The organism is Streptomyces sp. NPDC048277, from assembly GCF_040652235.1.
Classification (GTDB): domain Bacteria; phylum Actinomycetota; class Actinomycetes; order Streptomycetales; family Streptomycetaceae; genus Streptomyces.
Genome location: NZ_JBEZLQ010000004.1, coordinates 1 through 25,512, shown reverse-complemented (window position 1 = coordinate 25,512; position 25,512 = coordinate 1). Strand labels below are relative to the sequence as shown.

Here is a 25,512-nt window from a genome sequence, read left to right as displayed (position 1 = left end):
TATGGGATACACCAGGAGACACCGCAGGAGAACCGACGGCAGAGCCAGTTTAATGAAGGCGTTCCGGCTGTCTAGCCTTTCATTGCATCAATCTTCGCTGGATGCGCTACGGATTTCGCAGGTGTTAGCGCCATGTTCCGGGTCGGAGTCGGGGTCCGAGGCGTCCTGCGGCTCCTCACTCAGCATGCGCTCGGCGGCGGAACGGTGCAGGCTCGCGGCGGTGGAGTCGCCGAGCCGCTCCAGCGTGTCGGCGAGGCGCAGCTGGAGCGCGGCCTGCAGTCGCGTGTCGTCGGCGCGGCGCGCCCACTCGACCGCCTCCTGGCAGGTGCGCAGTGATTCCTCGGGCCGCCCGGCGTACTCCTGGACCCGCGCCAGCTCGCTCAACGCCCGTGCCTGTGCGGGCACATCGCCGTTCTTGCGGTGGCCGGAAACAGCCGCCCGCCAGGCCCTGAGCGCCTCGCCGTAGCGGCCCGCGTAGGTGTGCGCCCCCGCGATACGGCCGTAGAGCCGGGCGGCCTCGGCGCGCTCGTCGCGGGCCAGCCGCTGGGCGAGGGCGCGGCCGAACCAGTCGGCGGCCCGGTCGTAGTCCCCCAGCTCCTGGTGCGCACCGCCTACGGATTCCATTGCGCGACCGGTCGCGTACGGGTCATTTGCGATGCGTCCGGCGTCCAGCGCGGCCCGATAGCGCACCAGCGCGTCCGCCGTACGCCCGGTCTGCGCGTCCAGGTCGCCCAGGTTCAGCAGCGCGGCGGCCTGCTCGCGGGGCAGCCGGCGGCGCTCGGCCACGTCGAGGACGAGCCGGTGGATGCCGTACAGGTCGGGGGCCGCGGCCCGGGTACCGAAGTGCGCCACCATGGCCTTGACCAGCTGGGACATCAGGCGCCTGGCCAGCGTGTCGAGCTCGCCGTCGGCGACGGCCGCGCGGGCGGCGGCCAGCAGGGCCGGGCGCCGGATGCTCAGCCAGTCGGCGGCGGCCCGGGGGGTGGGGAAGCGCAGCTCGCGGGGCAGGGCCTGGAGCTTCTCGCGGGCCTGCGGGTTGTCGGTCTCGGTGATCGCGCGGCACGACTGCAGCAGCCGTACCGTGCGCTCCAGCATCCGGGCGCGGGCCAGTTGGAGCTCTCCGGCCCGTTCCTGGGACTCGGCCAGCGCCCGGAGCAGCGGGTGGAGGCAGCCGGGGAGCTCGTACTGGGGCAGCGGGGAGTCCACGGGGCGCAGCAGGCCGAGGCGGACCAATTCGTCCAGGGTGGTGCGGGCGGTGTCGACCGAGCAGCCGGCGAGGGACGAGGCGGTGTGCGGGTCGACCAGGCCGGCCGGGGCCAGGCACAGGAGTCGCAGTATCCGGGCCGCCCGGCCGGGCAGCTGGTCGTGCACGAACCGGAAGACCCGGGACAGGGCGGAGCCGTCCTCGGTGTCGGCGTGCAGGCGTTTCGCGAGGTCGGAGACGGCCATCTGGGGGCGGGCGGCGAGCCAGCCACCGGCCAGGGTGAGCGCGGCGGGATGCGCCTGGCACACCTCGACCAGCGACTCGGCGGACCGCGGGTCCACGGTGATGCGGACCGAGCCGGTGTAGCGGGTCAGCAGTTCCACGGCCGACTTGGTGTCGAGGCCGCCCAGGGTGCAGGGGCGGACGTCCGGGATCCCGGTGAGCGGGCGGGCGGAGACGGCCACGGCCAGGCAGTCGGGGGTGTCCGGGAGCAGCGCGTCGACCTCTTCGGCGCCGGGTGCGTCGTCCAGCAGGAGCAGCATCCGGCGCTCGGCGAGGGCGGTGCGCAGGGCGTGGGTGAGGTCGTCCTCGGCGGCGCCGGCCGGGGTGGGCAGGCGCAGGGCGGCGAGGAGGTCGCGGGCGGTGCGCTCGACGGGGACGGGGGTGCCGTCGGGCTCGGCGAGGCGGGCGCGCAGCACCCCGTCGGGGTAGTCGGCGGCGACCCGCCGGACGAGTTCCCCGGCGAGGGCGGTGCGTCCGGATCCGGGTCTGCCCGCGATCAGCAGGACCCGGGCGCGGGGGGCCTTGCGGCCGGCGATGGTGTCCAGGCCCGCGCGCTCGATGTCGGCGCGCAGTTCCTTCAACTCCCTTGTACGGCCCAGGAACTGGTCCTCCGTGGCCGCGGGCGCCGCGAGTCGTGCACCGCCTGTGTCCACCGCCTGATCCGTCACGGGCCACACTCCCGTCCCACCGCACACGCATGCCCGCCGGGACTCCGGTTCGGGCGTTTCGGCTCAATCGCGTCGAGCCTAGTTCACGTGCGAGGACGTTCCGGGCGGAGCACGGCGGGCACATCGCCCGATCGGATCAGGCGATGGTCACACCGGGTCGCCCGATCGGTGGTTCAGGACTCGAAGGGCCGGGCCGGCCACGGTGCGTCGGCCGGGCGCAGCGCGTCGATGCCGTCGCCGGTGCGGGCGGCGACCAGGGAGAGGACGCCGGTCACCAGGCAGTTGTTGTGCACATCGCCGGCGAGGACCAGGCGCACCAGTTCGCCGACCGGCACGCGCGCGTACTCCAGGTCGATCTCCTCGTGCTCCGTCTCGAAGCGCTCGCCCTCGGCCTCGGACAGATCGCGGGCGAGGAAGATCCGTACGGCCTCGTCGCAGCCGCCGGGGGTGGTGTACAGGTCGGTCAGCACCCGCCAGTCCTCGGCCTTGACGTGCGCCTCCTCGTACAGCTCGCGCTGGGCGGCGTGCAGCGGGTTCTCGCCGGGGATGTCGAGCAGGCCGGCGGGGATCTCCCAGAGCTTCTGGCGGACCGGGTGCCGGTACTGGCGGATGAGCAGCACGCGGTCCTCCTCGTCGAGGGCGAGGACGGCGACCGAGCCGGGGTGGACCTGGTAGTCGCGGCGGACCACCGTGCCGTCGGGCATGACCACCTCGTCGGTGCGGACGGAGGTCTTGTTGCCCACGAAGGGGGTCTCCGTGGCCCGGATCTCCCACTCCTCGGGGGTGTCCTTGATCGTCATGCCCTGCCGCCCTTCCACGTGCACAGATGAAACCGGGGTGCCCACCCTTTGAAGGTATGCACCCCGGCCACCGTACAACTGGTGTGTTACTTCGAATTCGTCTGCTCGACCTAGGCCTGCTGACGCGCGACCGCCGCCTTCACCAGGCCCGCGAACAGCGGGTGCGGGCGGGTCGGGCGGGAGCGCAGCTCCGGGTGGGCCTGGGTGGCGACCAGGTAGGGGTGGACGTCACGGGGGTACTCGACGTACTCGACGAGCTTGCCGTCCGGGGAGGTGCCGGAGAACTGGATGCCGGCCTTCTTCTCCAGCTCCGCGCGGTACGCGTTGTTGACCTCGTAGCGGTGGCGGTGCCGCTCCTCGACGTACTCCTTGCCGTCGTAGACCTCGCGCACGATGGAGCCCTCGGCCAGCTTCGCCGGGTACATGCCGAGCCGCATGGTGCCGCCCATGTCGCCCTCGCCGGCCACGATGTCGAGCTGCTCGGCCATGGTGGAGATGACCGGGTGGCCGGTGGCGGAGTCGAACTCGGTGGAGTTGGCGTCCGGGATGTCGGCCAGGTTGCGCGCGGCCTCGATCACGATGCACTGCAGGCCCAGGCAGAGGCCGAGCAGCGGGATCCGGTTCTCACGGGCGAAACGGATGGCGCCGACCTTGCCGAGCACCCCGCGGTCGCCGAAGCCGCCGGGGATGCAGATGCCGTCGACGTCACCGAGCTGGGCGGCGGCACCGGCCGGGGTCCTGCAGTCGTCCGACGTCACCCACTTGATCTTCACGCGGGCCTTGTTGGCGAAGCCGCCGGCGCGCAGCGCCTCGGTGACCGAGAGGTAGGCGTCGGGCAGGTCGATGTACTTGCCGACCAGCGCGAGGGTGATCTCGTGGTCGGGGTTGTGGACGCGGTCGAGCAGGTCGTCCCAGGTCCGCCAGTCCACATCGCGGAACGGCAGGTCCAGCTTGCGGACGACATAGGCGTCCAGGCCCTCGCCGTGCACGGTCTTCGGGATGTCGTAGATCGAGCGGGCGTCGGGGCAGGCCACGACCGCGGCCTCGTCGACGTCGCACATCAGCGAGATCTTGCGCTTGATGGCGGTGGGGACCTCGCGGTCGCAGCGCAGCACGATCGCGTCGGGCTGGATACCGATGTTCCGCAGGGCGGCCACGGAGTGCTGGGTGGGCTTGGTCTTCAGCTCGCCGGACGGGCCGATGTACGGCAGGAGCGAGATGTGCACCACGAAGACGTTGTCCCGGCCGACCTCGTGCCGGACCTGGCGGACCGTCTCCAGGAACGGCAGCGACTCGATGTCGCCGACCGTACCGCCGACCTCGGTGATGACGACGTCGACCTCGTCGGTGGCCATCCGCCGGATGCGGTGCTTGATCTCGTTGGTGATGTGCGGGATGACCTGGACGGTGTCGCCCAGGTACTCGCCACGCCGTTCCTTGGCGATCACCGTGGAGTAGACCTGACCTGTGGTGACGTTGGCGGAGCCGTCCAGGTCGCGGTCGAGGAAACGCTCGTAGTGGCCGATGTCCAGGTCGGTCTCGGCGCCGTCGTTGGTGACGAACACCTCACCGTGCTGGAAGGGGTTCATCGTGCCCGGGTCGACGTTCAGGTACGGGTCGAGCTTCTGCATCACGACGCGCAGACCCCGGGCCTTGAGCAGCATGCCCAGGCTGGAGGCCGTCAGGCCCTTGCCGAGCGAGGAGGCGACACCCCCGGTGACGAAGATGTGCTTGGTCGTCGTGGCTTTCGGCGGCATGGCCAAGAGGGGGCTCCCGTGGTCGCGATCTGTCGTGCGGTACGGCTCCCGTCCTGGAGTTTCCGGGGTGGTGCCGTCGCTGCGGTTCGGGGGTTTCGTGCCCACCGGTCCACGGGCTACCAGGGTATCAGCGCCCCGGAGAGATGGCTCCCGGCCACGCTCCGTGCACATATCGGCACACAGACGCTCACGCTTTACGTGGATCTCACTCACAGCTCACTCGTTCGGCCCACACGGGTTGCCCGGAGCGGCACGCAGATCATCTACGTGCGTCGTATCCTGCTCGGACACTCGCTGCCGAGCCCGGCCGGAAACACGGCACACCCCCGCCCGTCACTTACCGGAACAACGAGAGCTAGGCAGTTCGTTGAGCTATGACTGTCGTTTTGCCTCAGGGCACGGCGGGCTGCTTTGCTTCACCGCTCAACGACGTACAACAACAACCCCCCTTGACCGCACTAGCGACAGCCCCCCTTTTTTGCCTGGGGGGTGACGTGGCCGTTCGACTGGAGTTGCACGTGGCCGGGCGCATCGAAGATTACGCACTCATCGGAGACATGCAGACTGCTGCGCTGGTCTGCCGGGACGGCACAGTCGACTGGCTGTGCCTGCCCCGCTTCGACTCGCATGCCATCTTCGCCGGTCTGCTCGGCACCGAGGAACACGGTTTCTGGCGGCTGGGCCCGGCGCACGCGGCCGACTCCCAGCCGCCGACCGCGGCCCGCCGCACCTACCGGGGCGACTCGCTCATCCTGGAGTCGGAGTGGGACACCCCGCGCGGCACGGTCCGGGTCACCGACTTCATGCCGCCGCGTGACGGCGCCCCCCAGCTGATCCGCATCGTCGAGGGCGTCACCGGCCGGGTGCCGATGCGCTCGGTCCTGCGGATGCGGTTCTCCTACGGCCGGGTGGTCCCCTGGGTGCACAAGCACGACGGCCGCACGGTCGCCGTCGCGGGCCCCGACTCGGTGTGGTTCGACACCTCGGCGGAGACCTACGGCAAGTCGCTGACCACCTACGCGGACTTCACGGTGGCCCCCGGCGACCGCATCGCGTTCACCATCTCCTGGCAGCCCTCGCACAAGGAGCCGCCGCCGCTGCCGGAGCCGGAGCAGTCGCTGGAGGCGACGGAGGAGTTCTGGCGGGAGTGGGTCGAGCACTGCACGTACCACGGCCCGTACCGCGAGGCGGTGATCCGCTCCCTGATCACGCTGAAGGCGCTGACGTACGCCCCGACCGGCGGGATCGTCGCGGCCCCCACCACCTCCCTCCCGGAGGACATCGGCGGCGTCCGCAACTGGGACTACCGCTACACCTGGCTCCGCGACGCCGCGATCACCCTCTCCTCGCTGCTGCGCACCGGCTACCGCGAGGAGGCCCGCGCCTGGCGCGAGTGGCTGCTGCGCGCGGTGGCCGGCGACCCCGAGAACCTGCAGATCATGTACGGCATCGCGGGCGAGCGCGAGCTGGGCGAGGCCGAGCTGGACTGGCTGCCCGGCTACGAGAACTCCGCGCCGGTCCGGGTCGGCAACGGCGCGGCCCACCAGCTCCAGCTGGACGTCTACGGCGAGGTCACCGAGGCCCTGCACCTGGCCCATATGACCGGCCTCGCCCGCAACGACTACGCCTCCCTGCTCCAGCTCAAGCTCATCCGCTATCTGGAGGACCACTGGGACGAGCCCGACGAGGGCATCTGGGAGGTCCGCGGCCCGCGCCGGCACTTCGTCCACTCCAAGGTGATGGCCTGGGTCGCGGTGGACCGCACCATCAAGCTGATCGAGTCCGGGGACGCGGACGGCCCGCTGGAGCGCTGGAAGGAACTGCGCGACGACATCCACCGGGACGTCTGCGAGAAGGGCTACGACAAGGAACGCAACACCTTCACGCAGTCCTACGGCTCGCAGGAGCTGGACGCGTCGCTGCTGCTGATCCCCCAGATGGGCTTCCTGCCGCCGGACGACAAGCGGGTCATCGGCACCATCGAGGCGATCCAGCGCGAGCTGTCCACGCCGGACGGCTTCATCCTGCGCTACCCGACCTCGGGCGGCGACGAGGGCGTGGACGGCCTGCCCGGCGACGAGGGGGCCTTCCTGGCCTGTTCGTTCTGGATGGCCGACGACCTGGCGATGATCGGCCGTGTCGACGAGGCCCGCAAGCTGTTCGAGAAGCTGCTCGCACTGCGGAACGACCTCGGGCTGCTCGCCGAGGAGTGGGACCCGCGGCTGAAGCGGCAGGTGGGGAACTTCCCGCAGGCGTTCAGCCATGTGCCGCTGATCGACACGGCGCTGCGGCTGACGGCGTCGGGGGCGTACGGAGGGTAGGCCAAGGCCCGCGGCGTCCCGCCCTTCCGCACCGGCGGCGAGAAGGGCGGGGCGCCGCCTGGCATGCAGCGGCGGCGGTTGCGTGACTATCCTGGATATGCCTGTTCCTCGGGGGCTTTGACCAGGGCGCACCCTTCTCGCACTTTCCAGGGAGCATTCCCATGGCTGCTCAGACCGCGTCAATCGTCCTTGAGTCCGAGGCACAGGAACTGGCCGAGGCGACCTCGCACCACCCGTTCCTGTACGAGCTGGATCCGACCGCGGCGCGCAAGGTCCTCGACGACCTCCAGGCCGCCCCGGTCGACAAGCTGCCGGTCGACGAGGAGTGGGTCACCGTACCGGCCGCCGTGGGCGATGTACGGGTACGCATCGTCCGGCCGCAGGGCGCCACCGGGACGTTGCCCGTGGTGCTGTACATGCACGGCGGCGGCTGGGTGCTGGGCAACGCCGGCACCCACGACCGCCTGGTACGGGAGCTGGCGGTCGGCGCGCAGACGGCAGTGGCCTTCGTGGAGTACACGCCGTCGCCCGAGGCGCACTACCCCGTGGCCATCGAGCAGGGCTATGCCACCGCCCAGTGGATCGCCCGCGAGGGAGCGTCCAGGGGACTGGACGCGCGGCGCATGGCGGTGGCCGGCGAATCGGTCGGCGGGAACATGACCGCCGCGCTCGCCCTCATGGCCAAGGAGCGCGGTGACGTCGAGTTCGTCCAGCAGTCGATGTACTACCCGGTCACCGACGCGGCGATGAACACCGGTTCCTACGACGAGTTCGCCACCGGCTACTACCTGAGCCGCAAGCTGATGGAGTGGTTCTGGGACGCCTACACGACCGACCCGGACCAGCGCGCGGAGATCACCGCGTCCCCCAACCAGGCCACCGTCGAGCAGCTCGCCGGCCTGCCGCCCGCCCTGCTGATCGTCGACGAGGCCGACGTCCTGCGCGACGAGGGTGAGGCCTACGCCGCCAAGCTCCGGGCGGCCGGCGTTCCGGTGACCACGGTGCGCTACGACGGCACGGTCCACGACTTCATGATGCTCAACTCGCTCAGCCAGTCCAAGGCCGCCCGTGGAGCCATCGACCAGGCCACCCTGTTCCTGCGCAACGCCCTGGGAACCGGTCAGGACTGACGGAGCAGGTCCGCCTTGGCGGAAGGGGCGGCCATGGCTCCCTCCTCGAAGGCGGGCGCGGCCCTCGCCGCGCTCCGCGAGGATCTCGTCGGCGAGGTGTTCGCCCCGGGGGACGCGGGGTACGACGAGGCCCGCGCCGTCTTCAACGGCAGGATCGACCGGCGTCCGGCCGTGATCGCCCGGTGCGCGGACGACGCCGACGTGGTCCGCGCCGTGCGGTTCGGCCGGGAGCTGGACCTGAAGATCGCGGTGCGCGGCGGCGGCCACGGCGTGGCGGGCTCGGCGACCGCCGACGGCGCGCTCGTGGTGGACCTGCGCCGGATGCACGAGGTGACCGTCGACCCGGCGGCGGAGGCGGTACGGGTGCAGGGCGGGGCCACCATGGGCCATCTGGACCGGGCGACCCAGCCCTACGGCCTCGCCACCACCGGTGGCCGGGCCTCCACCACCGGAGTCGGCGGGTTCGTGCTGGGCGGTGGCTCGGGCTGGCTGGACCGCGTCTTCGGGCTGGCCGTCGACAACCTGATCGCCGTCGAGCTGGTCACCGCCGACGGCGAGCGCGTCCACGCCAACGCCGACGAGAACCCGGAGCTGTTCTGGGCCCTGCACGGCGGCGGCGGGAACTTCGGCGTCGCCACCTCGCTCACCCTCGCCCTGCACGAACTGCCGGAGTTCTGCGTCGCGCTGCTGCTGTACCTGCCGCGGTTCGGCCCGGACGCGGTCCGCGCCTTCCGCGAGGTGATCCGCGCCGGCCCCGACGAGGCGAGCGGCGCGGTGCTGTACCTGACCGGCCCGCCGCTGCCGTTCGTGCCCGGGCACCTGGTGGGCCGGCCGGTGTGCGCCGCGCTGGTGACCTACGTGGGCGGCGCGGAGGACCTGCGCGGGACCGCCGGGCCGATGCTCGCGCTGCCGCACGAGGCGGAGGTCGTCGGCCCGATGCCGTACAGCGAGGTGCAGTGCATGCTCGACCTGCCGGCCGGGCTGCGGAACTACTGGTCGGCCGAGTACCTGACCGCGCTGCCCGACGAGGCGGTGGACGCCTACTGCGGCCACGCGGAGGGCATGCCGCTGCCGTCCGGCAGCCAGCATGTGCTGTTCCCGCAGGGCGGCGCGATCGCCTCGGAACCGGCCGCGTCCTCGGGGTACCCGGTGCCGTACCGGGGCGCGTCCTGGGTGGTGCACCCCTTCGGCATCTGGGCGGACCCGGCCGACGACGAGCGGGCGATCGCCTGGGTGCGGGGCGTCCGCGCCGGTGTCCGGCCCTGGTCCACCGGCGCGGTCTACCTCAACTACATCGGCGACGAGGGCCCCGAGCGGGTGCGGGCCGGGCTGGGCGCGGAGAACGCGCTGCGGCTCGCCAAGGTGAAGCGGCGGTACGACCCGGACAACGTGTTCCGTTTCAACCACAACATCGAACCGCTGTGACCGAAGGTGCCGTGAAGGCGTCCGCCCAGGTAGCGTCCGCCCCATGGACAGCGGTACGGGCAGCGGATTCGACTCTCAGGGCGCCGGGATCACCGTGCAGCGGGCGCTGGAGCTGCCCGGGCTGCGCAGCGGGCTCCCGGAGATCCTGGCGGGCGCCGACCGGCTGGGCCGGACCGTGCGCTGGGTGCACGCGGGCGAGGTGCCGAACATCGCCTCGCTGCTGAAGGGCGGCGAGCTGCTGCTCACCACCGGCTACGGCCTGGGCACCCGGCCCTCCGACCAGCGGGCGTTCGTGCGCACGCTCGCCGAACGGGGCATCGCCGCCCTGGTGGTGGAGCTGGGCGCGCGTTTCTCCCGGCTGCCCGCCACCCTCGTCGACACCGCCCGGACGACCGGGCTGCCGCTCGTCGTGCTGCACCGCGAGGTGCCCTTCGTGACGGTGACGGAGGAGATCCACACCGAGATCGTCAACCACCACTTCGCGCTTCTGCAGCGCGCCGAGGAAGTGCACCGCCGCTGTACCGAGGCCCTGCTGGGCGGCGGCGGGGTCCCCCAGGTGCTCGCCATCCTGGCCGACTTCAGCGGCAACCCGGTCTTCCTGGAGACGACCGACGGCCAGCTGCTGTACGCCGCCGGGTCGGGGCCCGAGGGCGCGGATCCGCTCCAGGTGTGGGAGGGGCTGCGCGGCCAGCGGGGGGACGCGCCGCCGCCGACCGGGGCGGTCCTGGTGGACGTGCCGGGCGGCGGGCCGGGCACGGGTTCCGTGCGCGCCCGGTTGGTTCTGCTTCCCGTGCGCGGTCCCCTCGCCCCCGTCCACCGCATCGCCGCCGAGCGGGCCGCGGGCATCCTGGCCGTCGTCCTGATGCAGGCCCGCCAGGAGGAGGAGCTGGCGGCCCGCGGACGCGGTGACTTCCTGACCGACCTCGCCGAGGGCCGCATCAGCGCGGAGGACGCCCCGGCCCAGGCCCGTGTCCTCGGCTTCAAGCCCGGCAACAGCCCGCTGCTGCCGGTGGTCATGCGGGTGGGCGACTCCCTTTCCCCGGGCGGGGGTTGGGCGGTGCTGGCCCGCGCGGTCGGCGAGGAGCTGGCGGCCGTGGGCGTCCCGGTCCTGCTGGGCGTACGACCGGTCGAGGGCCGCGTTCCCCTCCTGCTGGGCCTGCGTTCGGAGGCGGAGCGGGCGACGGTCGCGGACCGGGTCGCGGCGACGCTGCGGTCGGGGGTGGAGCGCGCCGGGATGCAGCGCCCCGGATCCGCGCCGCCCGTGGTGGTGGTCGGCATGGCGGGCGGCTGGGCGGCGGCCTCGGCAGGGCTGCGGCACGCGGCCGAGACGGCGACGGCCGCCCAGGGCCTCTCCGACCGCCCCTGGTACGACGCCCGCCGCCTCGACATCGACCTCCTCCTGTGGCGGCTGCGCGACCACCCCGACCTCGCGGCCTTCGTCGAGCGCGCGATCGGCCCGCTCCGCGACCACGACAACCGCTCCAAGCCGCCGCTGCTACCCACCCTGGAGACCTACCTGGCCCACGCCGGCCGCAAGGCGGAGACGGCCCGGGAACTCCATCTCAACCGCCAGACCCTCTACAACCGCCTCGCCCGCATCGGGGAGTTGCTGGGCACCGACCTCGACGACCCGCAGGTGGTCCTGGCGTTGAGCCTGGCACTGCGGGCGCGCCGGCACACGCCCTAGTTACGGCAGCGGCCTGGGCTGGGTCAACTCGTCGTACACGCTGAGCACTTGGGCCACGGTCTCGTCCTCCGTCGGCCAGCTCGCCGCCTGCCGGGTGCCCCTCTCGCGCAGCTCCTCGCAGCGCTCGGGGTCGCCGAGCAGTCGTACGACGGTGTCGGCGAGGGCGGTCGCGTCGCCGTACGGGACGAGTTCGGCCGCGTCGCCGACGAGGTCGGGGACACCGCCGACGGCGGTCGCGACAAGGGGCACGCCCGCGTGCAGGGCCTCCTGGGCGAGGACCGAACGGGACTCCCAACTGCTGGGCAGCAGCGCCAGATCGGCGGCGGCGAGCAACTCGGCGACGTCGTCGCGGCGCCCGATGAGCCGGACGGGCAGCTCCTCGTCCTCGATCCGCCGCTGCAACTCCGTGCGCAGCGGCCCCTCCCCCGCGACGACGAGCAGCGGTACCGGATCGAGCCGACGCCAGGTACGCGCCGCGTCCAGCAGGACGTCATACCCCCGGTGCCGGTCGAGGGAGCCGACGGCGATGAGCAACGGCCGCCCCATGGCGCCGAGTTCGGCCCGCACCTTGGGCCGCAGCCGCTCCGCCTCCTCCTGCTCCGCGGGCCGCCGCAGTCCGGGCAGCGCGACCGCCGCGAGCCGGGCGTCCCGGGCGCCGGTACGGCGGGCCCGGTCCACCAGGTCGGAGGTCGTCCCCAGCACCACGGCGGCCGTCCGCACCACCCGCCGCTCCAGCATCCTCAGCAGATGCGCCCGGGCGCCCTCGGCCTGCGCGCGGCCGTGCCAGGTGACGATGAGCGGGGTGCTGCGGCCGCTCAGGGCCAGCACCGCGCGGAAGGAGGCGTGCAGGCCGTGGGCGTGCACCAGGTCGGCGCCGGTGCAGGCCGCCCGCAGCGCGGCGACCGACCCCGGGTCGCTGCTGCGCGGCACGTGCACATGGTCGGCGCCGACGCCGGAGAAGTCGTAGGCGCGGTCGGCCTCAACGGGGGCGCACACCGTGACGCGCACGCCCCTCGCGACGAGGCCGGCGGCGAGCGAACGCACGTGCGCGCTGCTGCCGGCGTTGCCGCCGCCGAGCACCTGAACGGTGCGCAGGGGCGACTGACCGAGCGGTGCGGTGCTGCTCACGGGGCTCACGCGGCCGGGCTCCTGGTTCGGCTTCGGGATGGGTACGAGGGTACGTACAGAAGGTATCGGGCCGAGGGGCGCAGTGCGGAGCTCCGGGTGGGGCATACCGGGGCGGGGCGGGGCATGCGCCGGAGTGTGTCACCCGAGAGAGTGATGAAAATGCTGAGATGAGTGCGGTGGGGGGCCGCCGTGGGGGGTGGTTTCGGAGCGTCGGCGGGTGCGGGTGATTCGTGGTCGCTCGCGCAGTTCCCCGCGCCCCTGACGGGGCGCGTGGTTCAGCCGTCCGCTCTTGCAGCCGCCAGCAGTTCTTCCGCGTGTGCCCGTGCCGTCTCCGAGTCCTCCTGGCCCGCCAGCATCCGGGACAGCTCGCGGACCCGTTCCTCGCCCTCCAGGACCTTCACGCCCGACCGTGTGACCGTGCCGTCGTTGGTCTTCTCGACCAGCAACTGACGGTCGGCGAACGCGGCGACCTGCGGAAGATGGGTGACGACGACCACCTGGGCCGACTTGGCGAGCTTGGCAAGCCGGCGCCCGATCTCGACCGCCGCCTTGCCGCCCACGCCCGCGTCGACCTCGTCGAAGAGATACGTCGGGACCGGGTCGGTGCCCGCGAAGACCACCTCCACGGCGAGCATCACACGGGACAGCTCACCGCCGGAGGCGCCCTTGGCGATCGGGCGGGGCGGGGCACCGGGGTGGGGTGCGAGCAGCAGCTCGACCTCGTCGGCGCCGGACGGCCCGTACGCCACCGTCCGCCCGCCGACCTCCACGCCCTCCGGGTCCTCGGTCTGCCGGATGGCGAAGGACACGCGCGCGTGCGGCATCGCGAGGGAGCCCAGCTCGGCGGTGACGGCGGCCGCGAACCGGTCGGCGGCCTCGGTGCGCGCGTCCGTCAACGCCTGGGCGAGCCCGCCCAGTTCCGTACGGAGGGCATCCCGCTCGGCGGTGAGTTCGTCGATCCGCTCGTCGTCGCCGTCGAGTTCGGTGAGCCGGGCGGCACCCTGCTCGGCCCACGCCAGCACGGCATCGATCCTGTCGCCGTACTGGCCGTACTTGCGGGTGAGCGCGGTGAGCGCGGCGCGCCGCTCCTCCACGGCCGCCAACCGCAGCGGATCGGCGTCCAGGTCGTCGGCGTACCCGGCCAGTTCCCCCGCCACATCGCCCAGCAGGATCCCGACCTCGCCGATCCGGTCGGCCAGCGCGGCCAGCGCCGGGTCGTGCGACCGTACGGCCTCCAGGGCCCGGTTCGCGCCCGCGACGAGGGTGACCGCGTCGATGCCCTCGGGGTCCTCGGGGTTGCCGGCGAGCGCGGAGTGCGCGGCGGTCGCGGCCGACGACAGCGCCTCGGCGTGCCCGAGCCGCTCGGCCTCCTCGGCGAGCTCGACGTCCTCGCCGGCCCTCGGCTCCACGCCCGCGATCTCGTCGAGCCCGTAGCGCAGCATGTCGGCTTCCTGAGCCCGTTCACGCGCGCGGGTGACGATCTCCTCCAGCTCCACCGCCACGGCCCGCAGCCGCCGGTAGGCCTCGCCGTACTTGGCGAGCGGTACGGCGACCCCGTCGCCCGCGTACCGGTCGAGGGCCTGGCGCTGCCGGTTCAGCTTCAGCAGGCCCTGCTGGTCGGTCTGCCCGTGCACGGCCACCAGGTCGTCGGCGAGCTCGGCGAGCAGCCCCACGGGCACGCTCCGCCCGCCCAGGTGCGCCCGGGAGCGCCCCTCGGCGGAAACGGTACGGCTGATCAGCAGCGCCCCGTCGTCCAGCTCGGCACCGGCCTCCTCGGCCCGTACGACCGCGGAGGTGCCCGGAGGCACGGTCACCCGTCCCTCGACGACCGCCTTCTCGGAGCCGATCCGCACGAGCGCGGGATCGGCCCGCCCGCCGAGCAGCAGCCCCAGGCTGGTGACCACCATGGTCTTGCCCGCACCGGTCTCACCGGTGACGGCCGTGAACCCCGGCGACAACTCGACGACGGCGTCGTCGATGACTCCGAGGGACCGTATCCGCATTTCTTCCAGCACGGGGAAGACCTTACGAGGTAGGGCAGGAAAAGCGCGAGGCACCCTGTCACCCGGGCGAGTGGACCTCCCCAGGGACGCGCGGCCGCGTCGATACACCGACGAGTGTCCCTACCCAAAGGGGCGCGGGGAACTGCGCGACAAGCCACGAACCACCCGCACTCGCCGACGCTCCCCGCCACCCCCTTCGAACCGCTAGTGCGGCGCCCCCCGCCATCCGGAAACGGGCAGCGCGAACTTCGCCACCAGCCGGTCCGTGAACGACGCGTGATGCAGCCGCGCCAGCCGCACCGGCACCGCCCCCCGCCGCACCTCGACCCGAGCCCCCGGCGGCAGCTCGACGGTCCGGCGCCCGTCGCACCACAGGACGCCCGGCTGGATGTGCGGCAGCACCTCCACCGCCAGCACCGAGTCCGGCGACGTCACCAGCGGCTTCGCGAACAGCGCGTGCGCGGAGATCGGCACCATCAGCAGCGCCTCCACCTCCGGCCACACCACGGGCCCACCGGCGGAGAAGGCGTAGGCGGTGGACCCGGTCGGCGTCGACAGCACGATGCCGTCGCAGCCGAACCCCGTCACCGGCCGCCCGTCGATCTCCAGCACGACTTCGAGGAGCTTCTCGGCGCCCGCCTTCTGCACGGCCGCCTCGTTCAGCGCCCAGTCCGTGTGCACGATGTCCCCGTTGCGGTGCACGACGACGTCGACGGTCATCCGCTCCTCGACCTCGTACGCCTTGCTCACCACCCGGTCGACGACCTTGTCGAGGTCGTCCCGCTCGGCCTCCGCGAGGAACCCGACGCTCCCGAGGTTGACGCCGAGCATCGGCACCCCGGAGGCGCGCGCGAACTCGGCGCCGCGCAGCAGCGTGCCGTCACCGCCGAGGACGATCAGCAGCTCGCAGCCGTCGAGGCTGTGCGGCGAGGCCTCCTCGACCAGCTCGACCTCGTCGGGCAGCGGCAGGTCGCGGGCCTCGAAGTCCAGGACCCGGACCCCGACCCCCGCCGCCAGCAGCCCCTTCACCACGAGCTCGGCGCTGCGGATCGCGGCAGGCCGCCCGGTGTGAGCGAGGAGGAAAACAGTACGAGCTCGGTTCTGTGTCAACGCGGCCCCTCCGCCACTGCACGGTCAACGTCGGCCGGATCCAACTCGGGTGCGCCGGCCCGCAGCCACAGAAAGTACTCGACATTGCCGGACGGCCCGGGCAGCGGACTGGCGGTGACATCCTTCACCCCGAGTCCCAGCTCCCACGCCTTCCCGGCAACCCCCCGCACGGCCTCCGCCCGCAGCTGCGGACTCCGTACGACACCACCACTGCCCAGTCGTTCCTTGCCCACCTCGAACTGCGGCTTGACCATCATCACCAGGTCGGCGTCCGGCTTCACACACCGCGCCAGGGCCGGCAGCACCAGCCCGAGCGGGATGAAGGACAGATCACCCACGACAAGATCCACAGGCTCCCCATCGATCGCTTCAAGCGTCAACTCGCGTACGTTCGTACGGTCCTTGACGGTGACGCGTTCATCGCTCTGCAGAGACCACGCGAGTTGGCCGTATCCGACGTCGACGGCGACGACGTGCGCGGCCCCCGCGCGCAGCAGCACATCGGTGAAGCCGCCGGTGGACGCCCCGGCGTCCAGCGCCCGCCGCCCCTCGACCACCAGCCCCTGCGGTACGAAGGCCGCGAGCGCGCCGGCGAGCTTGTGCCCGCCCCGCGACACGTACTCGGGATCGCCCTCGTCGGCCTGCACGACGATGGCCGCGGCGGTCTCCACCTGGGTGGCCGGTTTGGTCGCGACGGTCTTGCCGACGGAGACCCGCCCGTCGGCGATCAGCTGGCTGGCGTGCTCGCGCGAGCGCGCGAGCTTCCGGCGGACCAGCTCCGCGTCCAGACGGCGACGTGCGACTCCTGCCACGGTGGGTTCAGCTCCTGCTCTGGTGGTACGACGGTGACGGCGTCCTGTCGCCGTACGGCGGCGGTGCGGGCGCCGGAGGTCCGGGGCGGGCGTCGAGCGCGGTCAGCGCGTCGCGCAGCCCCCTGTGTACATCCTCGTACACCTCCAGATGGCCGTCCGTGGCGAGGTGGTCGGCGTCGGCGAGGCGGTCGAGCTGGGCGTCGACGTCGGCATTGCCGGTGGGGGTGCGGGGGGCGTCGATCGGGGCGGGGGCGGCGGGGTCGTACTCGGGTTCGACCTCGGCGTTTTCCTGCGCCTCCGCCGCCGGGCCCGCGGGTACGGAGTCGGTCATGCCCCGACGCTACCCCGAACCACTGGGGTACCGTCGATCGCGATGGCCACGACCGAGGAGTGCCGCGCCGCACTCGACAAGCTCTCGCACACCATGGGCGGCGCCGAGGGCGACGTCCGCGCGGCCGCCGCGATGGACCGCACGGTGAGCTGCCACATCACCGACCTGGAGGTCACCTTCGCCGGCCGTCTCACCGGCGGCCGGATCGAGGTGGAGGAGACGTTTCCCGGACCGCCTCGGGAGAAGGCGCAGATCAGACTGGCGATGGCCGGCGACGACCTGGTGGCGCTGGTCGACGGCGAGCTGAACTTCGCCGGGGCCTGGGGCCAGGGCAGGGTGAGGCTGGAGGCGAACCTGCTGGACCTGTTCCGGCTCAGGAAGCTGTTGTGACCACCGTCGTTGCGACCCGTGCCTTCCGGGCGGCCGGCACCACCAGCGGAGTGCCCGTCTCCGGATCGTCGATGACCTGGCAGCGCAGCCCGAACACCTCCTCGACCAGCTCTGCGGTGACGATGTCGTTCGGGGCGCCCTCGGCGATGACCCGGCCGCCCTTGAGCGCGATCAGGTGAGTGGCGTACCGGGCCGCGTGGTTGAGGTCGTGCAGCACGGCGACCAGCGTGCGCCCCTGCTCCTCGTGGAGTTCGGCGCACAGGTCGAGGACGTCTATCTGGTGCTGGATGTCCAGGTAGGTGGTCGGCTCGTCGAGGAGCAGCAGCGGGGTCTGCTGGGCGAGCGCCATGGCGATCCAGACGCGCTGCCGCTGACCGCCGGACAGCTCGTCGACGTACCGCTCGGCGAGCTCCGCGACCCCGGTCCGCGCCATCGACTCCTGGACGACCCGCTCGTCCTCGGCGGACCACTGGCGCAGGATGCCCTGGTGCGGGTAGCGGCCGCGGCCGACCAGGTCGCCGACGGTGATGCCGTCGGGCGCGATGGACGACTGGGGCAGCAGGCCGAGGACGCGGGCGACCTTCTTCGCGGGCATCGACTGGATGACCTGCCCGTCGAGCAGCACCCGGCCCTGGCTGGGCCTGAGCATCCGGGACAGCGCGCGCAGGAGCGTCGACTTGCCGCAGGCGTTGGGGCCGACGATCACCGTGAAGGAGTTGTCGGGGATCTCCACCGACAGCTGCTCGGCGATGACCCGCTGGTCGTAGGCGAGGGTGACGTTCTCGGCGGACAGGCGGTTCACAGTGCTCCTCGGGTTGTTCGTCGCGCCGGTGGCGGTCGTGGTCGTGTCCGGCCCGCTTCGCGGTGTCATATCCGGCCCGCCTTGCGCTCGGTGACGAGCAGCCACAGCAGATAGACACCGCCGAGCACGCCGGTGACCACGCCCACGGGCAGCTGGTCGGCGCCGAAGGCACGCTGCGAGGCCCAGTCGGCGGTGACGAGCAGGGTGGCGCCCATGCAGAGGGAGGGCACCAGGTTGGGGCCGGGCGAGCGGGTGAGGCGCCGGGCCAGCTGGGGGGCGGTGAGCGCCACGAAACTGACGGGTCCCGCGGCGGCGGTGGCGGCCGCGGTCAGCAGGACAGCGGACACCATGAGCAGCATCCGCACCCGCTCCACGCGTACCCCGAGCGCGTACGACACGTCGTCGCCCATCTCCATCATGCGCAGGCCGCGGGCGTTGGCGAGGACCAACGGCACGAGGACGGCGCACAGCGCGAGCAGCGGCCAGACCTGGCTCCAGTCACGGCCGTTGAGGGAGCCGGTCATCCAGACGACCGCGCGGGTCGCGTCGACCAGATCGGCCTTGGTGAGCAGATAGCCGTTGACGGCGGTGACGATCGCGGAGACGCCGATACCGGCGAGGACCAGGCGATAGCCGTGCACGCCCTGCTTCCAGGCGAGGAGGTAGATGGCCAGGCCGGTCAGCAGGCCGCCGATCAACGCGCCGACGGTGACCTGGGTGGCGCTCCCGGACATCAGCACGATGACGACGAGCGCGCCCGAGGTCGAGCCCTGCGAGAGACCCAGCACGTCCGGGCTGCCCAGCGGGTTGCGGGAGATGGCCTGGAACAGGGCGCCGCCGAGGCCCAGCGAGGCGCCGACCAGCAGGCCGACCAGGACGCGCGGCAGCCGCAGTTCGTTGACGATGAAGTCCTGACCGGCCGTGCCGTTGCCGGCCAGGGTCTTCAGCACGTCTCCGAAGGAGATCGGGAAGTCGCCGGTACCGATCAGCACCACGCTCGCGGCGGACGCGGCCAGCAGCAGCACGGCCACGACGGTCAGCGCGCGCACGTCGGTCCGCAGGGAGAGCCCGCCGGGGGTGCGCAGGGTACGCGTGTTCCTCACAGCTGGGCCGTCCTCCGCCGTCGTACGAGAAGAATGAAGACCGGCCCGCCGATGACCGCGGTGACGATGCCGACCTGGAGCTCCGAGGGGCGGGCGACGACCCGGCCGATGACATCGGCGCCGAGCAGCAGCACGGGTGACAGGACCGTCGCGTACGGCAGGATCCAGCGCAGGTCGGGGCCGGTGAAGGAGCGCACGACGTGCGGGACCATGAGGCCGACGAAGGCGATCGGGCCGCAGGCGGCGGTGGCCGCGCCGCACAGCACGGTGGCGGCGAGCATGGCCAGGCCCCGGGTGCGGGTGAGGTTCGCGCCGAGGGCGCGGGCGGTGTCGTCACCCATCGCCACCGCGTTCAGCGGCCGGGCGAGGCCCAGGGCGAGCAGGGTGCCGACCGCGAGGAAGGGCAGCACTTGGAGGATCGTGGAGTTGGAGGCCGAGGCCAGCGAACCGACCGTCCAGAAACGCATCTTGCCGAGCGCCGCGTCGTCCGTGATCATCACGGCCTGGAGGTAGCCGTAGAGCGCGGCGCTGATCGCCGTACCGGCCAGCGCGAGCCGCACCGGCGTGGCGCCCCGGCTGCCGCCCAGGAACCACACCAGCGCGCCCACCGCGGCCGCGCCGAAGAAGGCGAACCACACATAGCCGTCGAGGGTCGTGACGCCGAAGAAGGTGATGGCGGTGACGACGGCGGCCGACGCGCCCGCGTTGATGCCGAGCAGGCCGGGGTCGGCCAGCGGGTTGCGGGTGAGCGCCTGGAGCACCGCTCCGGACAGGCCGAGGGCGGCCCCGGCGAGCAGTCCGAGGACGGTCCGCGACAGCCGCTCCCCGACGACCACGTCGCCGTAGGTCCCCGTGTCGTGGAACAGACCGTGCCAGACCTGGTCCAACGGCAGCTCTTTCGCCCCGATCGCGATGCTCGCCAGAGCGACGAGCACCAGGATCACGACGGAGCCGAGGAGCCCAAGGGCCCGTATCGCCCGGCGGGTTGGGGGCGCGGGGGCGGTCTCCGCGCGCTGTTCGGGAGGACTGTCGACCAACACGAGGTTAGGTTAGCCTACCCTCGCATTCGATCTCGATGCCCTGTCCCTGTGAACCGCTCTCCATCAGCCCCACGGATTCGGAGAACTCGGCGATTCAGAGTCCGAGCCGCGCCAGCGCCTTGCCCCCGTCCAGCTCGCAGGAGCCCTCCCCGGCCGCCGTCCAGGCCGCCGCGCACAGCGCCCGCAGCCCGTCCAGCGGTTCTCCTTCGCCGTTGAGTTCCAGCCGGTCCGCACCCGCCGTCGCCGTCCAGCCACCGCACCGGAACCCGGCCCCGTCCGGCGTGACCTCCGGCTGGCCGGTGAGCAGCCCGCGCAGATCGGCGTCGACATAGGTCGGCCGGTGCTGCGGCGGCGCGGCGAGCAGCTGACGCCCGTCGGTGACACCGGTCAGCACGAGCAGCGAGTCGACCCCGCCGTTGAACGCGCCCTCGATGTCGGTGTCCAGCCGGTCCCCGACCACCAACGGCCGCTTCGCGCCCGTCCGCAGGATCGTCTCCTTGTGCATCGGCGGCAGCGGCTTGCCGGCCACCTGCGGCTCGGCCCCCGTCGCGATCCGGACCACCTCCACCGCCGCGCCGTTGCCCGGCGCGATCCCGCGCCCGCTGGGAATCGTCAGATCGGTGTTGGACGCGAACCACGGCACCCCGCGCGCGACGGCGTACGACGCCTCGGCGAACCGCCCCCACGTCAGATCCGGGCCGCCGAACCCCTGCACCACGGCCGCCGGATCGTCGTCGGCGGACTCCACCGGCTCGAGCCCGCGCTCCCGCAGCGCGACCCGCAGCCCCTCCCCGCCGATGACGAGCACCCGGGCCCCCTCCGGCACCTGCTCGCTGATCAGCCGCGCGACCGCCTGCGCCGAGGTGATGACATCACCGGCGCCCGTCGGGATCCCCAGCTCCGTGAGATGCTCGGCCACCGCGTCCGGCGTCCGCAGCGCGTTGTTGGTGACGTACGCCAGATGCATGCCACCCGCGCGCGCCACCTCCAGTGACTCCACGGCGTGCGCAATGGCACTGCCGCCCGCGTACACCACCCCGTCCAGATCGAGCAGCGCCGTGTCGTACGCCGTGCTCAGGGCCTGTCCGCTGCCCTCGGGACCAGTCCTGGCGCCCTGGCTCATTCCCCATCGCTCCTCGTCACTCTTTGTTGACCCGCCTTTCCCCACCGATCATCCCGCACGCCACTGACACACGTACGATGCCTGGATGAACACTGCAGGTCACTCGGAAGCAACGGAGCGCCGGGGCCTGGAACTCACCCCGTTCCGAGGCCTTCGCTACGACCCCGACCGGGTCGGCAGTCTGGCCGCCGTCACCTCCCCGCCGTACGACGTCGTGGTACGCCCCGACGGCGTACACCACCTCCAGTCCGCCGACCCGCACAACATCGTCCGCCTGATCCTGCCCCAGGCCGGCACCCCCAGCGCCGGCACCGAACAGGCCGCCGACACCCTGCACCGCTGGCAGGCCGAGGGCATCCTCGCCGCGGATCCCGAACCCGGCCTGTACGTCTACGAGCAGCACGACGGCAACGGCATGCTCCAGCGCGGGGTCATCGGCGCCCTGCGGGTCTCGGAGCCGTCGGAGGGCGTGGTGCTGCCGCACGAGGAGGTCATGCCTCCGGTCGTCGCCGACCGCGCGGCCCTGATGCGCGCCACCGCCGCGAACCTCGAACCCCTCCTGCTCACCTACCGGGGCAACGGCACGGCCGCCGAGGTCGTCGAAGCGACCGCCGGCCGCCCCCCGCTCCTCGCCACCACCACGGAGGACGGCTTCCACCACCGCCTCTGGTCGATCACCGACCCGGCGGAGGTGGCACGTGTCCAGTCCGACCTGGCCCACCGCCAGGCCCTGATCGCCGACGGCCACCACCGCTGGGCCACCTACTTGCGTCTACGCGCGGAGCACGCCTCCCCCAGCCCCTGGGACTACGGTCTGGTCCTCCTGGTCGACACCGCCCGCTACCCGCTGCGTGTCCGCGCCATCCACCGCCTGCTGCACGGCCTGCCGGTCGCGGACGCCCTGAGGGCCGTCGAGGGCCAGTTCCGGGTACGACGGCTCGACGTCCCCCTGCCCAAGGCCCAGGAGGCGCTCGCGGACGCGGCCTGCGCCGGCAACGCCTTCCTGCTGGCCGGCGACGGCACCTTCCACCTCATCGACCGCCCGGACCCGGACCTGCTGGCCCGCACGATCCCCGCCGACCGCCCGGCCGCCTGGCGCACCCTGGACGCCACCGTCCTGCACGCCACCCTCCTCGACCACGTCTGGCGCATCCCCGAGGACTCGCCCGCGCACATCGCGTACATCCACGACACGGCGGCGACGGTCGCCAAGGCCGAACGGCATGGCGGCACGGCCGTCCTGCTGCACCCGGTCCGCGAGGAGGTCGTCCTCGACCTGGCCCGCCAGGGTGTGACGATGCCCCGCAAGTCGACGTCCTTCGGCCCGAAGCCGGCGTCAGGGCTGGTGCTGCGGGCGCTGGACGTCTGAACACCCTGCGAAGGGCCGAAAAGGAAGGGCCCAAAAGGAAGAGGGCAGGCCCCGGTCGGAGCCTGCCCTCTGTGTCACCCGCCGAGATCAGTCCTTCTCGGAGTCGGCCTCGGCCGCGGCCGCAGCCTCGTCGGAGGTCTCCTCGACCTCGTCCTCCTCGTCCTCGTCCTGGTCGTCGCCGTCGTCCTCAACGTCGACCTGGTCTCGGACCTGGACCTGGTCCTGAACCTGGTTCTCGTCCCCGGCCTCGTCCTCGTCCAGGGCGTCGACGAACTCGACCCCGTCCAGCTCGGCCAGCCGGTCGGAGGCGTCGGTGCTGCCGTCCCGGTCGGCCTCGACGGCCTTCGCGAACCACTCCCGCGCCTCGCCGGTACGGTCCGCGGCCAGCAGGGCGTCGGCGTAGGCGTACCGCAGCCGCGCGGTCCACGGCTGTACGGAGCTGGACGCCAGCTCGGGGCTCTGCAGCGTCACGATCGCCGCGTCCAGCTGCCCCATGTCACGCCGGGCGCCGGCGGCGACCAGCCGCATCTCGACCTGGCCGGCCTTGTCCAGCTTGTGCACCTCGGGGGCGCCGGCCATGTCCAGCGCCTTCTCCGGACGGCCGAGACCGCGCTCGCAGTCGGCCATCACCGGCCACAGCTCGACCGTGCCGGTCATCCGCCGCGCGGCACGGAACTCGGCGAGTGCCTCGGAGTACTTCTGGTTCGCGTAGGCGGCGAACCCGGCGGCCTCTCGTACGGCGGCGACACGGGACGCCAGCCGCAGGGCCACCCTGGAGTAGCCGTAGGCACCCTCGGGGTCCTCGTCGATGAGCCGGGCGACCATCACCAGGTTCTTGGCGACGTCCTCGGCGAGCGTCTTGGGCAGGCTCTGCAGCTCCTGCCGTACGTCCTTGTCGATCTCGTCGCCCGTGACGTCCTCCGGGATCGGCAGCCGCTTGATCGGCTCGCGGTCGCGGTCGCGCTCCCGCTCGTCACGGAAGCGGCCGCCGCCGCGGTTGTCGTCCCGACGGTAGCCACCGCGGTCATCACGCCGGTCGTCGCGCCGGTCGTCACGGCCTCGGTAACCGCCACCCCGGCTGTCGTCCCGACGGAAGCCGGGGCGGTCATCACGCCGGTCGTCGCGCCGGGGGCCACGGCCACGGTCGTCGTGACCGCGGAAGCCGCCGCCGCGGGTGTCGCGGTCGCCGCCACGGCTGTCGTCGCGTCGGCCGTAGCCGCCACCACGGCTGTCATCACGCCGGTTGTCGTCACGGCGGCCGTACCCGCCGCGGTCGTCACGATCGTCGCGACGGAAAGCGGGACGGTCACCCCGGTCGTCACGGCGGAAGGGAGGACGGTCCCCACCACGGCTGTCGTCACGCCGGAAGGAGGGACGGTCGCCACCACGGCTGTCGTCACGGCGGAACGGGGGACGGTCGCCGCCACGGCTGTCGTCACGGCGGTCATCACGACGGTCGTCGCGGCGGAAGGGAGGACGGTCACCGCCACGATCGTCACGGCGGTCGTCGCGACGGAACGGGGGACGGTCACCGCCACGATCGTCGCGGCGGTCATCGCGGCGGAAGGGAGGACGGTCGCCACCGCGGTCATCGCGGCGACCGTAGCCGCCACCACCAGCACGGTTGTCGTCACGACGGCCGTAGCCGCCGCCGGTGCGGTTGTCGCGGTTGTCGTCACGGCGGTCGTCACGACGGAAGGGAGGACGGTCACCGCCACGGTCATCGCGGCGACCGTAGCCGCCGCCACCGCCGCGGTTGTCATCACGACGGCCGTAACCGCCGCGGTCACCGCGGTCGTCGCGCTGGAACGACGGGCGAGAGCCGCGGTTGTCGTCACGCCGGCCATAGCCGCCACCACGGCTGTCATCACGCCGGTTGTCGTCACGGCGGTCATCGCGGCGGTCATCGCGCCGGTCGTCACGCCGGCCGTAACCACCACCGCGGTTGTCATCGCGGCGGTCGTCACGGCGACCGTAGCCGCCGCCACCGCCGCGGTTGTCGTCGCGACGGGCGTAACCGCCGCGGTCTCCACGGTCGTTGCGGTCTCCGCGGTACCCGCCACGATCACCGCGGTCACCACTGTCCCGTCGCCGCTGGTCGCGCTCCGGTCGCTCGTCGGGAGAGTTGGTGGACATGGTGACTCCTGTCTTCGGTACCGCAAGCATTGTAAAAACAAAAGGACCCCCGGTCCCAGCTGAACGCTGGTGACCAGGGGTCCTCCAAAGATTGTTCGGCGGCGTCCTACTCTCCCACAGGGTCCCCCCTGCAGTACCATCGGCGCTGTGAGGCTTAGCTTCCGGGTTCGGAATGTAACCGGGCGTTTCCCTCACGCTATGACCACCGAAACACTATGAAACTGTCCAGCCGCACCACACCGTGACCATGGCATGGGGCTGTTCGTGGTTTCAGAACCAACACAGTGGACGCGAGCAACTGAGGACAAGCCCTCGGCCTATTAGTACCGGTCACCTCCACCAGTTACCTGGCTTCCAGATCCGGCCTATCAACCCAGTCGTCTACTGGGAGCCTTACCCTCTTATAGAGGTGGGAGTCCTCATCTCGAAGCAGGCTTCCCGCTTAGATGCTTTCAGCGGTTATCCCTCCCGAACGTAGCCAACCAGCCATGCCCTTGGCAGAACAACTGGCACACCAGAGGTTCGTCCGTCCCGGTCCTCTCGTACTAGGGACAGCCCTTCTCAAGACTCCTACGCGCACAGCGGATAGGGACCGAACTGTCTCACGACGTTCTAAACCCAGCTCGCGTACCGCTTTAATGGGCGAACAGCCCAACCCTTGGGACCGACTCCAGCCCCAGGATGCGACGAGCCGACATCGAGGTGCCAAACCATCCCGTCGATATGGACTCTTGGGGAAGATCAGCCTGTTATCCCCGGGGTACCTTTTATCCGTTGAGCGACGGCGCTTCCACAAGCCACCGCCGGATCACTAGTCCCGACTTTCGTCCCTGCTCGACCCGTCGGTCTCACAGTCAAGCTCCCTTGTGCACTTACACTCAACACCTGATT

Annotated in this window: 20 protein-coding genes and 2 rRNA genes; 7 read left to right on the top strand and 15 right to left on the bottom strand. The window is 72.0% G+C overall.

All coding sequences use genetic code 11. From position 1 onward, the window contains the following. Nucleotides 1-87 precede the first annotated feature (87 nt). From AB0D85_RS10385 to AB0D85_RS10375, 3 genes are all read right to left on the bottom strand, one after another. The gene (locus AB0D85_RS10385; protein WP_362316687.1) at nt 88-2,154 is read right to left on the bottom strand and encodes a tetratricopeptide repeat protein; all 2,067 of its coding nucleotides are present in this window, start codon (nt 2,152-2,154) and stop codon (nt 88-90) included. 173 nt (nt 2,155-2,327) lie between these two features. Further along, nucleotides 2,328-2,954: an NUDIX hydrolase gene (locus AB0D85_RS10380; RefSeq protein WP_362316685.1), complete on the bottom strand. Its 627-nt coding sequence runs from the start codon at nt 2,952-2,954 to the stop codon at nt 2,328-2,330. A gap of 110 nt (nt 2,955-3,064) precedes the next feature. Continuing rightward, nucleotides 3,065-4,711, bottom strand: coding sequence for a CTP synthase (locus AB0D85_RS10375; protein WP_362316682.1), 1,647 nt, complete (start codon nt 4,709-4,711; stop codon nt 3,065-3,067). A gap of 518 nt (nt 4,712-5,229) precedes the next feature. Here AB0D85_RS10375 and AB0D85_RS10370 point away from each other — a divergent pair. From AB0D85_RS10370 to AB0D85_RS10355, 4 genes are all read left to right on the top strand, one after another. Then, nucleotides 5,230-7,032 (top strand): glycoside hydrolase family 15 protein, encoded by a 1,803-nt coding sequence (locus tag AB0D85_RS10370; RefSeq protein ID WP_362316679.1) that lies wholly within the window; start codon nt 5,230-5,232, stop codon nt 7,030-7,032. Nucleotides 7,033-7,193: 161 nt separating this feature from the next. Then, entirely contained in the window at nt 7,194-8,162 is a 969-nt protein-coding gene (locus AB0D85_RS10365; protein ID WP_362316676.1) for an alpha/beta hydrolase, read from the top strand. A 33-nt stretch (nt 8,163-8,195) separates the two neighbouring features. After that, complete coding sequence (locus AB0D85_RS10360) at nt 8,196-9,587, top strand: FAD-binding oxidoreductase (protein ID WP_362316673.1); 1,392 nt, start codon at nt 8,196-8,198, stop codon at nt 9,585-9,587. A gap of 43 nt (nt 9,588-9,630) precedes the next feature. Beyond that, nucleotides 9,631-11,274: a PucR family transcriptional regulator gene (locus AB0D85_RS10355; protein ID WP_362316671.1), complete on the top strand. Its 1,644-nt coding sequence runs from the start codon at nt 9,631-9,633 to the stop codon at nt 11,272-11,274. On the opposite strand, the gene AB0D85_RS10350 is transcribed toward AB0D85_RS10355, so the two are convergent. The 5 genes from AB0D85_RS10350 to AB0D85_RS10330 form a co-directional block, all read right to left on the bottom strand. After that, nucleotides 11,275-12,411 carry a glycosyltransferase family 4 protein gene (locus AB0D85_RS10350; protein WP_362316668.1) on the bottom strand — a complete coding sequence of 379 codons (1,137 nt, stop codon included), beginning with the start codon at nt 12,409-12,411 and terminating at the stop codon, nt 11,275-11,277. Nucleotides 12,412-12,677: 266 nt separating this feature from the next. Continuing rightward, nucleotides 12,678-14,405, bottom strand: coding sequence for a DNA repair protein RecN (gene recN, locus AB0D85_RS10345; RefSeq protein ID WP_362317968.1), 1,728 nt, complete (start codon nt 14,403-14,405; stop codon nt 12,678-12,680). Between the two features lie 204 nt (nt 14,406-14,609). Continuing rightward, entirely contained in the window at nt 14,610-15,515 is a 906-nt protein-coding gene (locus tag AB0D85_RS10340; protein ID WP_362316665.1) for an NAD kinase, read from the bottom strand. After that, nucleotides 15,512-16,327 (bottom strand): TlyA family RNA methyltransferase, encoded by an 816-nt coding sequence (locus tag AB0D85_RS10335; protein ID WP_362316662.1) that lies wholly within the window; start codon nt 16,325-16,327, stop codon nt 15,512-15,514. Before AB0D85_RS10335 ends, AB0D85_RS10340 begins: the two co-directional genes overlap by 4 nt. A 7-nt stretch (nt 16,328-16,334) precedes the next feature. Further along, nucleotides 16,335-16,658: a hypothetical protein gene (locus tag AB0D85_RS10330; protein ID WP_362316658.1), complete on the bottom strand. Its 324-nt coding sequence runs from the start codon at nt 16,656-16,658 to the stop codon at nt 16,335-16,337. Between the two features lie 42 nt (nt 16,659-16,700). On the opposite strand from AB0D85_RS10330, the gene AB0D85_RS10325 reads away from it, so the two are divergent. Further along, nucleotides 16,701-17,048 carry an SCP2 sterol-binding domain-containing protein gene (locus tag AB0D85_RS10325; protein WP_362316655.1) on the top strand — a complete coding sequence of 116 codons (348 nt, stop codon included), beginning with the start codon at nt 16,701-16,703 and terminating at the stop codon, nt 17,046-17,048. On the opposite strand, the gene AB0D85_RS10320 is transcribed toward AB0D85_RS10325, so the two are convergent. The 4 genes from AB0D85_RS10320 to AB0D85_RS10305 all read right to left on the bottom strand — a co-directional run bounded on the left by AB0D85_RS10320 (nt 17,032) and on the right by AB0D85_RS10305 (nt 21,116). Beyond that, entirely contained in the window at nt 17,032-17,919 is an 888-nt protein-coding gene (locus AB0D85_RS10320; protein ID WP_362316652.1) for an ABC transporter ATP-binding protein, read from the bottom strand. The genes AB0D85_RS10325 and AB0D85_RS10320 overlap by 17 nt on opposite strands. Further along, complete coding sequence (locus tag AB0D85_RS10315; RefSeq protein ID WP_362316649.1) at nt 17,916-18,953, bottom strand: iron chelate uptake ABC transporter family permease subunit; 1,038 nt, start codon at nt 18,951-18,953, stop codon at nt 17,916-17,918. Before AB0D85_RS10315 ends, AB0D85_RS10320 begins: the two co-directional genes overlap by 4 nt. Next, nucleotides 18,950-19,993: an iron chelate uptake ABC transporter family permease subunit gene (locus tag AB0D85_RS10310; protein WP_362316647.1), complete on the bottom strand. Its 1,044-nt coding sequence runs from the start codon at nt 19,991-19,993 to the stop codon at nt 18,950-18,952. The genes AB0D85_RS10315 and AB0D85_RS10310 overlap by 4 nt, the downstream gene beginning before the upstream one ends. Nucleotides 19,994-20,087: 94 nt before the next feature. After that, on the bottom strand, nt 20,088-21,116 hold the full coding sequence (locus tag AB0D85_RS10305; protein WP_362316645.1) for an HAD-IIA family hydrolase: 1,029 nt from the start codon (nt 21,114-21,116) through the stop codon (nt 20,088-20,090). An 85-nt stretch (nt 21,117-21,201) separates the two neighbouring features. On the opposite strand from AB0D85_RS10305, the gene AB0D85_RS10300 reads away from it, so the two are divergent. Next, nucleotides 21,202-22,485 carry a DUF1015 domain-containing protein gene (locus AB0D85_RS10300; RefSeq protein WP_362316642.1) on the top strand — a complete coding sequence of 428 codons (1,284 nt, stop codon included), beginning with the start codon at nt 21,202-21,204 and terminating at the stop codon, nt 22,483-22,485. Nucleotides 22,486-22,572: 87 nt separating this feature from the next. On the opposite strand, the gene AB0D85_RS10295 is transcribed toward AB0D85_RS10300, so the two are convergent. Then, a complete protein-coding gene (locus tag AB0D85_RS10295) occupies nt 22,573-23,418 on the bottom strand; it encodes a hypothetical protein (protein ID WP_362317965.1) in 846 nt (281 codons plus the stop codon). A gap of 216 nt (nt 23,419-23,634) precedes the next feature. Between AB0D85_RS10295 and AB0D85_RS10290 the strand changes: the two genes are divergently transcribed. Further along, on the top strand, nt 23,635-24,684 hold the full coding sequence (locus AB0D85_RS10290; protein ID WP_362318023.1) for a hypothetical protein: 1,050 nt from the start codon (nt 23,635-23,637) through the stop codon (nt 24,682-24,684). Between the two features lie 30 nt (nt 24,685-24,714). On the opposite strand, the gene rrf is transcribed toward AB0D85_RS10290, so the two are convergent. Next, nucleotides 24,715-24,831 (bottom strand): 5S ribosomal RNA (rrf, locus tag AB0D85_RS10285). A gap of 90 nt (nt 24,832-24,921) precedes the next feature. Next, nucleotides 24,922-25,512, bottom strand: a 23S ribosomal RNA gene (locus AB0D85_RS10280); the annotation flags it as partial.

Coding starts and splice junctions, on each gene's coding strand:
- AB0D85_RS10330 (WP_362316658.1), bottom strand. CDS start 16,658: ATGACCGACTCCGTACCCGCGGGCCCGGCGGCGGAGGCGCAGGAAAAC.
- AB0D85_RS10380 (WP_362316685.1), bottom strand. CDS start 2,954: ATGACGATCAAGGACACCCCCGAGGAGTGGGAGATCCGGGCCACGGAG.
- AB0D85_RS10320 (WP_362316652.1), bottom strand. CDS start 17,919: ATGACACCGCGAAGCGGGCCGGACACGACCACGACCGCCACCGGCGCG.
- AB0D85_RS10360 (WP_362316673.1), top strand. CDS start 8,196: ATGGCTCCCTCCTCGAAGGCGGGCGCGGCCCTCGCCGCGCTCCGCGAG.
- AB0D85_RS10375 (WP_362316682.1), bottom strand. CDS start 4,711: ATGCCGCCGAAAGCCACGACGACCAAGCACATCTTCGTCACCGGGGGT.
- AB0D85_RS10300 (WP_362316642.1), top strand. CDS start 21,202: ATGAACACTGCAGGTCACTCGGAAGCAACGGAGCGCCGGGGCCTGGAA.
- AB0D85_RS10355 (WP_362316671.1), top strand. CDS start 9,631: ATGGACAGCGGTACGGGCAGCGGATTCGACTCTCAGGGCGCCGGGATC.
- AB0D85_RS10305 (WP_362316645.1), bottom strand. CDS start 21,116: ATGAGCCAGGGCGCCAGGACTGGTCCCGAGGGCAGCGGACAGGCCCTG.
- AB0D85_RS10365 (WP_362316676.1), top strand. CDS start 7,194: ATGGCTGCTCAGACCGCGTCAATCGTCCTTGAGTCCGAGGCACAGGAA.
- recN (WP_362317968.1), bottom strand. CDS start 14,405: ATGCGGATACGGTCCCTCGGAGTCATCGACGACGCCGTCGTCGAGTTG.
- AB0D85_RS10325 (WP_362316655.1), top strand. CDS start 16,701: ATGGCCACGACCGAGGAGTGCCGCGCCGCACTCGACAAGCTCTCGCAC.